Genomic DNA, 12,983 nt, shown 5'->3' with positions numbered 1-12,983 from the left:
TCACAATCGCTTCAACGAGCGCCCCTCCCACTTCCGGGAGGGGCGCTTCTGTGCGAAATGGGGATGGCAATGGATGTCCGTTTCTGAAGGTAAGCGGTAGCGTTGGATCGAACTCAGGGTTGCTACTGGTGCGCTGACTGCGCGGAGAGGTGGTGCCGAATGGCCGGCCGGCCCGACGAGGACGATGCCCGCCTGATGGACGAGATCTTCGACACCGATCAGGTCTTCGACAGCGACGTCGACAACCTCGACTACGACCTGGGCGACGACGATCAGGAGGACGAGATCCGCGAGTACACGCGGTTCATCACCGATCCGCCCGAGGACCTCGTCATCCGCGATCGCGAGAGCGCCGACACCGGCAGGCTCGGCATCGGAGCCGAACTCGACCAGGAGTGGAGCCGCCGGCGGCAGCGCGAAGAGTTCGTGGCCGAGGACGACCGGCCCGCGGAGGTCGCCGCCATGGACATCGTGGAGGAACTCGGCGATTAGGACTGTTGCGTAGCACGTCCCGCAGAGGGATATCCCTGAAGACGCACACCACGATCGAGGAGGGCGCGATGAGCACGCCGCCGCACGAGCCCGGCAAGCCGTCGGACGAATCCGGCACCGGACCGGCCGACATGTTCAAGAAGGAATCCGACACGCCAGCGGCGGAGACGCCAGAAAACGTCTCGGAAGCATGGCCCACCGACGAACAGCCCGCGGACGACATCACCTTCCGGTACATCCCGGGCACTCCCCCGCCTCCCGGTCAGCCCGACCCCACACAGTTCAATCCGGCCGCGCAGTCCGAGCCTCCACCGGCCCAGCCGCAGTACCCGGCAGGCGGGGTGTACGGATACCCGCCACAGGGCGATCAGCCACCGGCCGCCTACCCGGGCGGCGGGTTTCCGCCCTACCCGAACGCTCCCTACCCTCAGGGTTCGCAGCCTTCTTACCCCCAGGGTGCGCAGCCGCCGTACCCGCAGCAGTTCGGACCCGGTCAGGAGCCCTACGGTCAGCAGCAGCCGTACGGTCAGCAGCCCTACGGGCAGCCGTATCAGCCGTATCCCGGTGGCGCGAATTTCGGTGCGCCGCCGCCGCGCAGCGGGCCGCAGACCTTCTCGATCATCGGATTCGTCTGTGCGGTCATCGCGCTCATCTTCTGTCCGCCGCTGTTCGGCATCGCGGGCATCGTGCTCGGCGTAATCGGGCACAGCAAGGGCGAGCCGCTGGGCAAGTGGGCCGCGGTCGCCTCCGGGGTGGCGCTGGTGCTGGGCATCATCATCGGGGTCGCGATCTACGGCTCCGGGGTCATGCCGAACACTAATTGACATGACCGCATTCACCGGATTCCCGTTCGCCGGACTCGACTTCTACGAGGATCTGGAAGCCGACAACAGCAAGACCTTCTGGAACGCCCACAAGCAGGTATGGGAGGAGTCCGTCCGGGATCCGATGAAAGCGCTTGTCGCCGAGCTGGAACCGGACTTCGGCGAGGCCAAGATCTTCCGGCCGTACCGGGATGTGCGCTTCGCCAAGGACAAGTCGCCCTACAAGAACCATCAGGGCGCGGTGGTGTACAGCGCGCAGTACTCCGGCTGGTACGTCCAGATCAGCGCGGCCGGACTGCGGGTGGGGGGCGGCATGTACGCCGCCGAGAGCGCCCAGCTGACCGCGTTGCGGGCCGCCATCGACGACGAGGTGCGCGGGACGGAGCTGGAAGGGCTGATCGCACAGCTCGTCTCGGCCGGATACCAGATCGGCGGGGACAGGCTGGCGACCAAACCCAAGGGCTACGACATCGATCACCCGCGCATCGAGCTGCTGCGGCACAAATCCCTCACCGCCGGCAGGGATTTCGGCGCACCCAAATGGCTGAGCACCCCGCGCGCCGCCCGGGAGGTCCGGGCGGCGTGGGAGGAGATGCGGCCGCTCATCGAGTGGCTGGCGGCGGTGACGGCGCAGAAGTAGCCGCCACCGCCCGCACACCTACCCGCGCTCGGCGAGCACTGTGCCTACCTGCGCTCGGCGAGCACCAGGGCGAACCGCTCGGCGGGATCGGTCCACACCCGCTCGGTGGTGAAACCGGCTGTTTCCAGCTCGCTTTCGAGGACCTCGCGGCGGAACTTGGCGGAGATCTCGGTGCGCAGCTGCTCGCCCGCGGCGAAATCGACGGTCAGGTCGAGCTCCGGGATGTGGACGGCCATGGCCTCGGTGGCCTCGAGGCGCATTTCGATCCACTCCCGCTCGGCGTCCCAGATCGCGACGTGCCTGAACTTCTCCGGGTCGAAGTTCGCGCCCAGCCGGGTGTTCAGGACATGCAGCACATTGCGATTGAATTCCGCGGTGACACCCGCGGCATCATCGTAGGCGGGGACCAGGACCGCCGGGTCGATGACCAGGCCCGCGCCGAGCAGCAGCTGCTCGCCCGGTTCCAGGACATCCCGGATGCCGCCGAGGAATTCGGCGCGCTCGGCGGGGATCAGGTTGCCGATGGTGCCGCCCAGGAAGGCGACCATGCGGCGGCCGCCGCCGGGCAGGTTGTCGAGGGTGGCGGTGAAATCGCTGACCACGCCGTGCACGCCCAGGCCGGGGAACTCCGCGGCCACCTCGTCCGCCGCCATCCGCAGCGCCGCGACCGAGACATCCTGCGGCACATAGCTCTTCAGCGGCCCCTCGGCCTTCAGCGCGTTGAGCAACAGCCGGGTCTTGGCAGCCGAGCCCGCGCCGAGCTCGACCAGCACCTCGGCCTGCGCGGTCCGCGCGATCTCGCCGACCACCCGTTCCAGCAGGGCCCGCTCGGTGCGGGTCGGGTAGTACTCGGGCAGCTCGGTGATCTTCTCGAACAGCTCGCTGCCGCGCGCGTCGTAGAACCACTTGGGCGGCAACCACTTCGGTTCCGCGGTCAGCCCCTGTCGCACGTCCGCGCGCAGCGCGGTCGTCAAATCCTCGTCGGTCAGATGAATTTCCAGCGTAGCCGCAGTCATGAGCCAGCCTTTCCGATCTCGATATCCAGTGGTTCCACCGACACCCGCCCGTCCCGCACGCTCAGCAGCCGCCGATCGGCAATCGGCCGCCACCGCGGATCGTCATCGAACGGTTCCGAGGCCACCAACACGAACCCGTCGGTCTCCAACACCGACAAAGAGTGATGCCACGTCGTCCCCCAAATTCCCGCCCCATCCCCCATCAGCAAGTTCAACCGCGCGCGGGGCGACCGCGCCAGCACCGCCGCCATCACCAGCCGCAGTACCTCCCCCGGATCTCTCGCCCGCGCACCATGGAACGCCGCGCCGGCCGAGCCGTCCGAGGTCGTGGCCGACCCCCAGGTCCGAACCTCCGGCGCCGCACTGGAAGCCGAGGTGACACTGATCGCCGACCGGGACGTCACCGTCGCGCCGAAACTGCGCGATTCGCCGATGCCCGAATGCTCGACGCCCGCAGTGGTGTCGCCACCACCGTCGAGCAGTCCGCGCAGGATCACCCACAGGGCGGCGGAGTCGGTCAGGGACTCTGCCTCCAACAGCGGTGGCGAATCGAATTCGGCGGCAACCGCACTCAGCGCCCGCCGCCAGTCGGGGATCGCGCCGTTGTGGCTGAAGGCCCAGCGGCCGTGGGTGAACGGGGCGCAGGCCGCTCGCTCCACGGGCATTCCCACTGTGGCGGAACGGATCGCGGCCAGTACTGCTCCGGACCGGATCTGCGGCAACACCTCGTCGACCGCCGGATCGGTCCAGATCGGTGCCGCATTGCGATACCGGCTGACCACCGGATCCGCCCCCGCGGCATCGGATCCGGCCTGATCCGCCTGAGCGCCGACGGATTCCGCCGCAGCCCGGATATCCGCGGCCGTGCCGCCGTGCCAGATGACGCCGGGTCCGTGGTCGGGAGCGGCGGCATCGGGGTGGTGCCACCAGGCGACGCCGAAACCGTCGGCGTTGATGGTGCCCCCGCCGCGCATGTCGTGCGGAGCCCAGGATTGGGTGCGCAGGGAATTCGGGCCCCGGGTCAGGAGCACCCCTACCGGGGTGGGTGGTCCCAGGTAGGCGAGGTGACGGCACATCAGCGCTCGTCCGATCTCAGGTCCCGGGCGAGGCGGAAGCCGGCGAAGATCTGGCGGCGGATCGGGTGATCCCAGTTGCGGAAGGTGCCACGGGAGGCGACCTGGTCGGCACCGAAGGAACCACCGCGCAGGACGCGGTAGTCGCCGCCGAAGAAGACCTCGGAGTATTCCCGGTACGGGAAGGCGCGGAAGCCCGGGTAGGCCTCGAAACCCGAAGCGGTCCACTCCCAGACGTCGCCGATCAGCTGATGGACACCGGCCGGGGACGCGCCCGCGGGGTAGGCACCGACATCGGCCGGTTCCAGGTGGTGCTGGCCGAGATTCGCCAGGGCATCGCTGGGATCGATATCGCCCCAAGGGTATCGGCGAGAGCGGCCGGTGGCCGGATCGAAGCGGGCGGACTTCTCCCATTCCGCCTCGGTGGGCAGGCGCTTGCCCGCCCAGTTCGCGTAGGCCTCGGCCTCGAACCAGCAGACGTGCACCACCGGCTGGTGGGCGCGCAGCGGCTGCATGGTGCCGAAAACCCTACGCCACCAACGCCCTCCGGCGTCCTGCTCCCAGAACTGGGGCGCGGTCAGCCCGGCCTGCACGCGGTGCGCCCAGCCCCGCTCGGACCACAACTCGGGCCGCTCGTAGCCGCCGTCGTCGACGAAGGCCAGATACTGCTCGTTGGTGATGGGCGCGGCGTCGATGGCGAAGGCGTCGACGTGCACCGGGTGCGCGGGCCGCTCGTTGTCCAGGGCCCAGGGATCGGAGTCGGTGCCCATGATGAATTCGCCTGCGGGAACGACGACTTCACCGGTGACCGCCACCCGCGCGGCGGGGGTGGGCGGGGCGGACAGCACAGCTTCACCGGTCCGCAGTTGGTGGGTGGCGAGCATGGTCTCGTCGTGCTGCTGTTCGTGCTGGGCGATCATGCCGAAGGCGAAGCCGTCGTGGACCAGGTCATTGCCGCGTAAGGGGCTGCGGTCCAGCACATCCCACACCTTGTCCCGCACGGTGCCGACATAGTCGCGGGCCTGCGCCGGATCCAGCAGCGGTAGCGCGGGCCGGTCCGCCCGCGCGTGCCGGAAGGCGTCGTAGAGGTGATCGATGTCCTGCCGCACGGGTTCCCGTCCGCCCACATCGCGCACCAGCCAGAGTTCCTCCTGGTTGCCGATGTGCGCGAGATCCCAGACCAGCGGGCTCATCAGCTGCGAGTGCTGCGCGACCAGTTCGGCCTCGTCGACGCACTCGGTCAGTCCGATGGTCCGCCGGCGCGCCCGCTCGAGCGCGTCCGCGATCCGTCCGCGCAACGCCTCGGTCGCCGCCCGATCCGATCCCGGCAGATGCTGAACAGTCATGAGAGAACTTCCGATTCTGTCGGGGTGCGGCCGCTGCGACATCGGTCGGCGGCGGCAGCCAATTCCTTGGCCGCCTCGGGAGTGGCGGCACGCGCGGTGGCCAGGTCGAGCAGGGCGACCGCGGCTGCCCGCAGCTCCGCGTCGGCCAGCCCGCAGCGGGCGGATTCGGACCAGAGATCCGCGGTGGAGGCGGCCAGAGCCGTTGCCTCCGTGATGGTTCCGGGATCGGACAGCAGCGCGTCGATGGCATGCACCGGCACCGACCACCCGTCGCCCGGCTGTGTGTCGAGGTAGCGGACCTCGAGGTGCCCGGCCGCGCGGACCGGCGGGAACAGGGTGGTGAGGTGATAGTCCAGATCCGCCCGGTCCGGGCGACGGCCGATCTCCTCGTCCAGCGCCCCGCACAGCCAGTCGGCGAACGTGGCCCCCGGCGGGGCCGACCAGTCACCGGCCTGCGGGTCCAGCGACCGCACACACAGCAGCGGCACGTCCAGCGCCCAGCGCGCGTACCCGGTGATCGGGTCGGCCCAGTCGTGCACGGGCGGCCGGGTGCGGAGCTGATCGAGCCGCTGCCAGGCCCGCATGCGCTGCGAGGCCCAGTCGCCGGGCGGGGCGGTGTGCAGCCCCGGTGAGCAGGCGAAAGCGGCCAGCAGGGCCGGACCCACCGCGTACAGGACCTGCCAGCGGGCGGCGATCTCGGCGGGATTCGCGCCCGCGTCGACGCTCACCTGGGTGGCGGCGGTATTGCACATCATGAGCGCACCGAACGGGCCGATGCCGGCGAAGGACCGCTCCATGGCCCGGTAGCGCGGCAGCTGCAGCACACGAAGCGGCCGCCGAGTGGCATCGGCGGCAGCGGAAATAGTTCGGATTTCGCGGGATTCGAGCAGCTCCCGCAAGCGTATCGAGTCTGCCCGCAAGCGCTCGCACAGTTCGGCTGCGGAGCCGAACGGGGCACTGGACAGTTCGATCTGACCGCCGGGTTCGAGGGTGACCCGGCTGCCTCCCGGCAACGGAACGGCCGGGGAATCGGGGGAAATGGACCGTGGCGCATACGGTCCGAGAGCGTCCGCGAGGACCCTCGGGTCCGGACGCGAATTGGTCGCCGAAAGTTCACCTTGCGCGGTGAGCCACTCCAGTTCGGCGCCGATGAGCAGCGGTGGGCCCTGTTTGAAACAGACTTTTCCGACATAAGCCTCGGCGGCGGCGCGTGACGTGAATTCGCCGCCCGGCTCCGATTCGGCCAGGCCACTGTGCAGCACATCGGTCGGTGACGCTGTGACAGCCATTGCCAACCTCCGTCTGATGCGGTCGCCGCTGGGGATCGCACGGCGACCCAAACAAGAGTAGCGAGCGACGGTGACAAGAAATCTGACGAAATGGAGAACGCCTGCAGAGGAACAACCGATTCCCCGATCCTGCTATCAGGGCCGCACCGAGCGCACGATGGCCCCGGCCTTGCGGCGTTCCTCCAGCTCACGATGGGCATCCGCGGCCCGTTCCAGCGGATGGCGGGCATGGATCCGGGGCCTCGGCTCACCACGGCCCGCTGACGCGGTGGATAGGGTCGAACCTATGAGAGACAACGCCACACTGGACATCGCCCGTCTGCGCGCCGACACGCCGGGGTGCCGGAATCAGGTCTTTCTCGACAGCGCCGGGTCCTCACTCCCCCCGCAGATCGTCGTCGACACCGCCATCGACCACCTGCGGCGCGAAGCCGAGATCGGTGGCTACCGCGCCGCCAACGAGCGCATCGACGACCTGCACGGCGTCAAGACGGCCATTGCCGAACTGATCAATGCCGACCCGGCCGCGCTGGCCCTCAGCGACAGCGCGAGCCGCTCCTGGAGCGACTTCTTCTACTCGGTCCCGCTGAGCCCCGGCGACCGGATCCTGATCTCCGGCGTGGACTACGGCAGCAATGCCATCGCGGCCCTGCAGCGCGCGCGGCAGACCGGCGCGGTCGTGGAGGCCGTTCCCAGCGACGGCAGCGGCCAGCTCGACCTCGACGCTCTGGACGCCATGATCGACGAGCGCGTGAAACTGGTGTCGCTGGTGCATGTTCCGACCAATGGCGGCCTGGTGAACCCGGTCGCCGAGGCCGCCCGCATCGCGCACCGGGTGGGTGCGCTGGCGCTGCTGGACGCGTGCCAGTCGGCCGGTCAGCTGCCGCTCGATATCGCCGAACTCGACGTGGACGCGCTGTCCGCCACCGGCCGCAAGTGGCTGCGCGGCCCGCGTGGCACCGGATTTCTGTATGTGCGGCCCGACCTGGCGCTGAGTCTCGAGCCCGGCCGGCTCGACCTGCACAGCGCCGAGTGGATCGCGCCCGACGACTACGTGCTCTCCCCGGACGCCGGTCGGTTCGAATTCTGGGAATGCTCGGTCGCGAGCCGCCTCGCGCTGGGCGCGGCCGTGCGCTACCTGCTCGACCTGGGTCCGGCGCAGGTGTACGCGGCGATCGCCGAACGCGCCGAGTACCTGCGCAAGGCCCTGCAGGAGATTCCCGGCGTCGAGGTGCGCGACCGGGGCATCCAGCACGCGGGCATCGTGTCCTTCACCGTCGACGGCCTGGAACCGGTCCAGGTGCGCGATCGGCTGGCCGCCGAGGCCATCACGGTGACGGTCAGCCACCGCGGCTCCACGCTGCTCGATATGACCGCCAGAGAACTGAACTCGGTGGTCCGGGCCTCCCCGCACTGCTTCGTCGACTACCAGGACCTGGATCGCTTCGTCGGGGCGGTCAGGACCTTCGTCTGACTGCCGCCCAAAACTCCGAAACGGTTCACAGCCCGCACCGGGCGCGGGATTATTTGAGGTGCTGGTTCGGCGTTTGAGGAGTCGATCGTGAGCCGATTCACCGACGAAATGTATGCCACCGCCCGCGTTTCCCGGAGAGGGCTGGTGACCGGTGAGCCGGATGCACCGGTACGGCACGACTGGGGCCGGATCCATGACATCGCCCGCCGGATGGCCGGCGGCCTGGCCGCCGCCGGGATCGGGCCGGGCGACGCGGTGGGCGTGCTGGCCGGCATGCCGGTGGACATCGCGCCCGCCTGCCAGGCGGTGTGGATGCGCGGCGCCTCGATCACCATGCTGCACCAGCCGACCCCGCGCACCGATCTGCAGGTGTGGGCGCACGACACCGAGACCGTGCTGGGCATGATCCAGGCGCGGGTCGTCATTCTGGGCGCGCCGTTCGAGATCGCGGAACCGCTACTGCGCGAACGCGGTATCGCGGTGGTGACCATCGCGGCCATGCGCACGGGTGAGCCGATCGAGCCGGTGCCGACCGGCGAGGACGATATCGCCCTGCAGCAGTTGACATCCGGATCCACCGGGTCGCCCAAGGCGGTGCAGATCACGCACGGCAACTTCTTCGTCAACGCCCACGCCATGTTCGATCGGGTGAAATTCCAGCTCGACGACGACGTGATGATCAGCTGGCTGCCGCTGTTCCACGACATGGGCATGGTCGGATTCCTCAGCGTGCCCATGCAATTCGGCGCCGAAGTGGTGTGCGTGACCCCGCTGGACTTCCTGACCCGCCCCATCCTGTGGGCCGAGTTGATCTCGAAGTATCGCGGAACCGTCACCGCCGCACCGAATTTCGCGTATTCGCTGCTGGCCCGCCGACTGCGCAACGCGGCCGACGGATCGGTCGATCTGAGCAGCGTCCGCTACATGTGGAACGGCGCGGAACCCGTCGAGGCCGACACCATGGACGCCCTCGCCGAGGCCGGAAAACGCTTCGGCCTCAACCCCATGGCCCTCACCCCCGTCTACGGCATGGCCGAGACCACCCTCGCGGTCTCCATCCCCGATCCGGGCCTCGGCCAGGTCCTCGACGTCGTCGACGCCGACCTGTTGGAAGCCCTCGGCAAAGCCGTCCCCATCCGCGATCCGGAACACCATCACGGCGGCGTGCGCCGCCTGCCGACCCTCGGCTACCTGGTCGACAACCTCGAGGGCCGGATCGTGGACGCCGAGCGCCGGCCCCTCCCGGTGCGCAGCGTCGGCGTCATCGAATTACGCGGCCCCGCAGTCACATCCGGCTACCTGACGGTGGACGGCTTCCGCGCCGCGCAGGACCCGCAGGGCTGGCTCGACACCGGCGACCTCGGCTACTTCACCGACGACGGGCTGGTGGTGGTGTGCGGCCGCATCAAGGACGTCATCATCATGGCGGGCCGCAATATCTTCCCCACCGATGTCGAGCGAGCGGCCCTGCGCGTCACGGGGGTTCGCCCCGGCAATGCGGTGGCCGTGCGCCTCGACGCCGGGCAGAAACGCGAAAGCTTCGCCGTCGTGGTCGAATCCAACGATCACCAGAATCCCGAGGAGGTCCACCGCATCGAGCACGACATCGTGCACGCGGTCTTCTCCGAGGTCGGGGTCCGGCCCCGCAGCGTGACCGTTCTCGGCCCGGGCGCACTGCCCAAGACCTCCTCCGGCAAGCTCCGGCGCTCGGCCACCGCCACCCACCTCGGCTGAGCCGGTCCGGGGGGGGTGGGTCGCGGCACCGGCTATTCCGTCCCGGCGACCAGGAGTTCGAGGGTCAGCTTCGGCATCTCCTTGGTGATGTACTGCAACCGCCACTTGTCGCTGAACAGCGCGAGCAGCGCGCCGTCGGTGCGGGTGAAGACCTCGACACCGCGCTGACGGTTCAGTTCCTCCGCCGATTCCGCGTCGGTGCGCCGGGCCAGCTGGTACGGCAAGTGATCGAGCTGGGTCTCGACATTGAACTCGGATTGCATTCGGGCCGTGACGACTTCGAACTGCATGGGACCGACCGCGGCCAGCACCGGCGACTGGTCACCGCGGGCGTCATTGCGCAGCACCTGCACCACGCCCTCGGAGTCGAGCTGGTCGATGGCCTTACGGAACTGCTTGTATTTGCCCGCGGTCTGGGCCCGCAACGTCGCGAAGTGCTCCGGCGCGAAGGACGGGATCGGCGGGAACTCGACCTTCTTGTCCACGAACAGGGTGTGCCCGGGAGCCAGCGCGGTGGCGTTGACCAGACCGACCACGTCACCGGGGTAGGCGGTGTCGACGGTGGTGCGTTCGCGGCCGAACACCGTCAGCGCGTACTTGGTGGCGAAGGGCCGCCCGGTCTGCGCGTGGGTCACCACCATGCCGCGCTCGAACTCACCGGAGACGATGCGCATGAACGCCAGCCGGTCGCGGTGCGCGGTGTCCATGCCCGCCTGCACCTTGAAGATGACAGCGCTGAACGGCGCGGTGGTATCGCGCGGATTGCCCTTGATGTCCTTGCGGCCGCGCGGCGGCGGCGCGAGCTCGACCAGGGTGTCGAGCAGCTGGCGCACACCGAAGTTCAGCATGGCGGAGGCATAGATGACCGGCGAGGTGTGCCCGGCCAGGAACAGTTCCTGATCGTGGTCCTGCCCCGCGGCCGAGAGCAGTTCGCTCTCCTCGGCGGCCGTGGTCCACACATCGCCCTCGCGCGCGGCGGCCTGCTCGGGCGTGAAGTGCTCCTCGGGGGCGATGGTCGCGCCGCCCGCGGTGCGGGTGAAGTGGATGTACTCGGTGGGCGTGCCCTCCTCGCCGCGGCGCAGCAGGCCGCGGAAGTCGCCGGCGATGCCGACCGGGAGGAACAGCGGGGTGGGGGTCAGGCCGATGCGCTCGACGATCTCGTCCAGCAGTTCCAGCGGCGCCTGGCCCGGGCGGTCCCACTTGTTGATGACGGTGATGACCGGGATGCCGCGATCGCGCGCGACCTGAAAGAGCTTGAGCGTCTGCGGTTCCAGGCCCTTGGCGGCATCGATGAGCATGACCGCCGCGTCCACCGCGGTGAGCACGCGGTAGGTGTCCTCCGAGAAGTCGGAGTGGCCGGGGGTGTCCACCAGGTTGATGACGCAGTCGCCGTACTCGAACTGCAGGGCCGTGGAGCTGACGGAGATACCGCGCGCCTTCTCCATCTCCATCCAGTCGGAGACGGTGGACCGGCGGCCGGCCTTGCCGTGGATCGCGCCCGCCTCGGAGATCATCTTGGCGTGCAGCGCCAGCGCCTCGGTGAGCGTCGACTTACCCGCGTCAGGGTGGGAGATCACCGCGAAGGTGCGCCGCCGCGCCGCCTCGTCGGCCAGCCGACCGGCGGTAGCTGAGGGGGCAGTCGGGGAACTCACGGGGGACTCCTTTTTGTGCAGACGAGGCAACCGCCCCAGGGTACGTGACCGGCCCCTCTGCCCGACCGGCCGGTCCAGCGCCGTCCGGGTCCGGCACGCTATTCGCCGGTTTGCCCTGCGAGGTGCCGGGCGACAGCCTGCGCGACCAGCGCATCGATATCGGCCCCCGGCGCGATCGCCTCGATACTGCGATTCGCGACCACCACCGCGATGCCGTGCAGCTGGGTCCACAGGCTCAGGGCCCGCTCGTCCGCGCCGTCGCGCACGCACTCGGCGACCAGTGCCCGCCAGCTCGCGAACATGGGCAGGGTTGTGTTCGCCCGCAGGTTCTCGCCCGCGCCCTCCAGCAGGTCGTGGCGGAACATGAGGGTGAACATCTCCGGCCGCGCGGCCGCGAAACCGATGTAGGCCAGGCAGGTGCGCCGCACCCGCGCCGGCGCCGTATCACCCTGCACCGCATCGATTTCGGTCCGCAGGTCGGCGTAGCCACGCGCGGCGATGGCGGCCAGCAGGGCACTGTGGGTGGGGAAATACCTCCGGGGGGCGCCGTGCGAGACCCCCGCCTCACGGGCGATGGCGCGGAGGCCGAGCTCGGCGGAGCCGACCTCCTCGAGCAGGGCGACACCCGCGGTCACCAGGCGTTCCCGCAGCGGCTCCAGCGAAGTCATGCGTCACATTCTCCCGATAGGGGTAGACAGTGTCTACTCCGGTCCGGTAGGAACAGTGAGTAGACATTGTCTACGGCCGCGATTCGGGAGGCATTCCATGTGGTACTGGCTACTGAAGCAGGTATTGGTGGGGCCGGTGCTGCGACTCCTCGGGCGACCGAAGATCGAAGGGCTGCACCATGTTCCGAAGGACGGACCGGTGATCATCGCGGCGAACCATCTGGCCGTGGTGGACTCGTTCTACCTGTGCCTGGTGCTGCGCCGCAGGGTCACCTTCATCGCCAAGCAGGAGTACTTCACCGGGAGCGGCTTCCGCGGCCGCATCAAACGCTTCGTCATGAATGCCACCGGCCAGGTGCCGGTGGATCGCAGCGGCGGCACCGCGGGATCGGATTCACTGGCCGCCGCGGTCCGCATTCTCAGGTCGGGCGGTATCTGGGGCATTCACCCGGAAGGGACCCGCTCACCCGATGGCCGCGTCTACCGGGGACGCACCGGCGCGGTCCGCGTCGCCATGGAGACCGGCGCTCCCGTCATCCCGGTCGTACTGTCCGGCACCGATCGGGTCAATCCGCGCAATCGGCGTTTGCTGCGCCCGGCCAAGGTGGGCATCTCCTTCGGCCACCCGCGCTATATCCCGCCCGCCGATCCGCCGGCCGTGCGCCGGGCCACCGACGAGCTGATGGCGGATATCGTGCGCCGCTCCGGCCGCCCGTACGTCGATTGCTACGCGGCCACGTTCAAGGCCGCGTAGCAGGTCGCCGACGCCGCGTAA

Annotated in this window: 12 protein-coding genes; 6 read left to right on the top strand and 6 right to left on the bottom strand. The window is 69.2% G+C overall.

Annotation, left to right across the window (positions count from 1 at the left end):
- Positions 1-159 precede the first annotated feature (159 nt).
- From ACWEQQ_RS21305 to ACWEQQ_RS21295, 3 genes are all read left to right on the top strand, one after another.
- On the top strand, positions 160-492 hold the full coding sequence (locus ACWEQQ_RS21305; RefSeq protein ID WP_364623051.1) for a hypothetical protein: 333 nt from the start codon (positions 160-162) through the stop codon (positions 490-492).
- Between the two features lie 68 nt (positions 493-560).
- Positions 561-1,316, top strand: coding sequence for a hypothetical protein (locus ACWEQQ_RS21300; protein WP_452349397.1), 756 nt, complete (start codon positions 561-563; stop codon positions 1,314-1,316).
- A gap of 1 nt (position 1,317) precedes the next feature.
- A complete protein-coding gene (locus ACWEQQ_RS21295) occupies positions 1,318-1,956 on the top strand; it encodes a DUF2461 domain-containing protein (RefSeq protein ID WP_452341447.1) in 639 nt (212 codons plus the stop codon).
- A gap of 44 nt (positions 1,957-2,000) precedes the next feature.
- On the opposite strand, the gene egtD is transcribed toward ACWEQQ_RS21295, so the two are convergent.
- The 4 genes from egtD to egtA are packed head-to-tail and all read right to left on the bottom strand — an operon-like array spanning position 2,001 to position 6,680.
- Positions 2,001-2,972 (bottom strand): L-histidine N(alpha)-methyltransferase, encoded by a 972-nt coding sequence (gene egtD, locus ACWEQQ_RS21290; protein WP_452341446.1) that lies wholly within the window; start codon positions 2,970-2,972, stop codon positions 2,001-2,003.
- A complete protein-coding gene (locus ACWEQQ_RS21285; protein ID WP_452349396.1) occupies positions 2,969-4,048 on the bottom strand; it encodes an ergothioneine biosynthesis protein EgtC in 1,080 nt (359 codons plus the stop codon). The genes egtD and ACWEQQ_RS21285 overlap by 4 nt, the downstream gene beginning before the upstream one ends.
- On the bottom strand, positions 4,048-5,391 hold the full coding sequence (gene egtB, locus ACWEQQ_RS21280) for an ergothioneine biosynthesis protein EgtB (protein WP_452349395.1): 1,344 nt from the start codon (positions 5,389-5,391) through the stop codon (positions 4,048-4,050). Before egtB ends, ACWEQQ_RS21285 begins: the two co-directional genes overlap by 1 nt.
- Positions 5,388-6,680 (bottom strand): ergothioneine biosynthesis glutamate--cysteine ligase EgtA, encoded by a 1,293-nt coding sequence (gene egtA, locus ACWEQQ_RS21275; protein ID WP_452349394.1) that lies wholly within the window; start codon positions 6,678-6,680, stop codon positions 5,388-5,390. The genes egtB and egtA overlap by 4 nt, the downstream gene beginning before the upstream one ends.
- A gap of 286 nt (positions 6,681-6,966) precedes the next feature.
- On the opposite strand from egtA, the gene ACWEQQ_RS21270 reads away from it, so the two are divergent.
- Both ACWEQQ_RS21270 and ACWEQQ_RS21265 read left to right on the top strand, forming a co-directional pair.
- Positions 6,967-8,154, top strand: a complete 1,188-nt coding sequence (locus ACWEQQ_RS21270; protein WP_452349393.1) for an aminotransferase class V-fold PLP-dependent enzyme — start codon at positions 6,967-6,969, stop codon at positions 8,152-8,154.
- A gap of 87 nt (positions 8,155-8,241) precedes the next feature.
- Positions 8,242-9,888, top strand: a complete 1,647-nt coding sequence (locus ACWEQQ_RS21265; protein WP_452349392.1) for a fatty acyl-AMP ligase — start codon at positions 8,242-8,244, stop codon at positions 9,886-9,888.
- Positions 9,889-9,920: 32 nt separating this feature from the next.
- Here ACWEQQ_RS21265 and ACWEQQ_RS21260 read toward each other — a convergent pair whose 3' ends face one another.
- Together ACWEQQ_RS21260 and ACWEQQ_RS21255 are read right to left on the bottom strand one after the other, a co-directional pair.
- Complete coding sequence (locus tag ACWEQQ_RS21260; RefSeq protein WP_452341440.1) at positions 9,921-11,540, bottom strand: peptide chain release factor 3; 1,620 nt, start codon at positions 11,538-11,540, stop codon at positions 9,921-9,923.
- A 98-nt stretch (positions 11,541-11,638) separates the two neighbouring features.
- The gene (locus tag ACWEQQ_RS21255) at positions 11,639-12,208 is read right to left on the bottom strand and encodes a TetR/AcrR family transcriptional regulator (RefSeq protein WP_452341439.1); all 570 of its coding nucleotides are present in this window, start codon (positions 12,206-12,208) and stop codon (positions 11,639-11,641) included.
- Between the two features lie 97 nt (positions 12,209-12,305).
- Between ACWEQQ_RS21255 and ACWEQQ_RS21250 the strand changes: the two genes are divergently transcribed.
- Complete coding sequence (locus ACWEQQ_RS21250) at positions 12,306-12,962, top strand: lysophospholipid acyltransferase family protein (protein ID WP_452341438.1); 657 nt, start codon at positions 12,306-12,308, stop codon at positions 12,960-12,962.
- Positions 12,963-12,983: the final 21 nt, after the last annotated feature.

Source organism: Nocardia sp. NPDC004123 (assembly GCF_053603795.1).
The sequence above is the reverse complement of the archived record's forward strand: the minus strand, read 5'-3'. Positions and strand labels throughout refer to the sequence as shown.

Bases quoted from the DNA above. Each gene is read 5' to 3' on its own strand.
- ACWEQQ_RS21305 (WP_364623051.1), top strand. From the start codon at position 160: ATGGCCGGCCGGCCCGACGAGGACGATGCCCGCCTGATGGACGAGATC.
- ACWEQQ_RS21300 (WP_452349397.1), top strand. From the start codon at position 561: ATGAGCACGCCGCCGCACGAGCCCGGCAAGCCGTCGGACGAATCCGGC.
- ACWEQQ_RS21295 (WP_452341447.1), top strand. From the start codon at position 1,318: ATGACCGCATTCACCGGATTCCCGTTCGCCGGACTCGACTTCTACGAG.
- egtD (WP_452341446.1), bottom strand. From the start codon at position 2,972: ATGACTGCGGCTACGCTGGAAATTCATCTGACCGACGAGGATTTGACG.
- ACWEQQ_RS21285 (WP_452349396.1), bottom strand. From the start codon at position 4,048: ATGTGCCGTCACCTCGCCTACCTGGGACCACCCACCCCGGTAGGGGTG.
- egtB (WP_452349395.1), bottom strand. From the start codon at position 5,391: ATGACTGTTCAGCATCTGCCGGGATCGGATCGGGCGGCGACCGAGGCG.
- egtA (WP_452349394.1), bottom strand. From the start codon at position 6,680: ATGGCTGTCACAGCGTCACCGACCGATGTGCTGCACAGTGGCCTGGCC.
- ACWEQQ_RS21270 (WP_452349393.1), top strand. From the start codon at position 6,967: ATGAGAGACAACGCCACACTGGACATCGCCCGTCTGCGCGCCGACACG.
- ACWEQQ_RS21255 (WP_452341439.1), bottom strand. From the start codon at position 12,208: ATGACTTCGCTGGAGCCGCTGCGGGAACGCCTGGTGACCGCGGGTGTC.
- ACWEQQ_RS21250 (WP_452341438.1), top strand. From the start codon at position 12,306: ATGTGGTACTGGCTACTGAAGCAGGTATTGGTGGGGCCGGTGCTGCGA.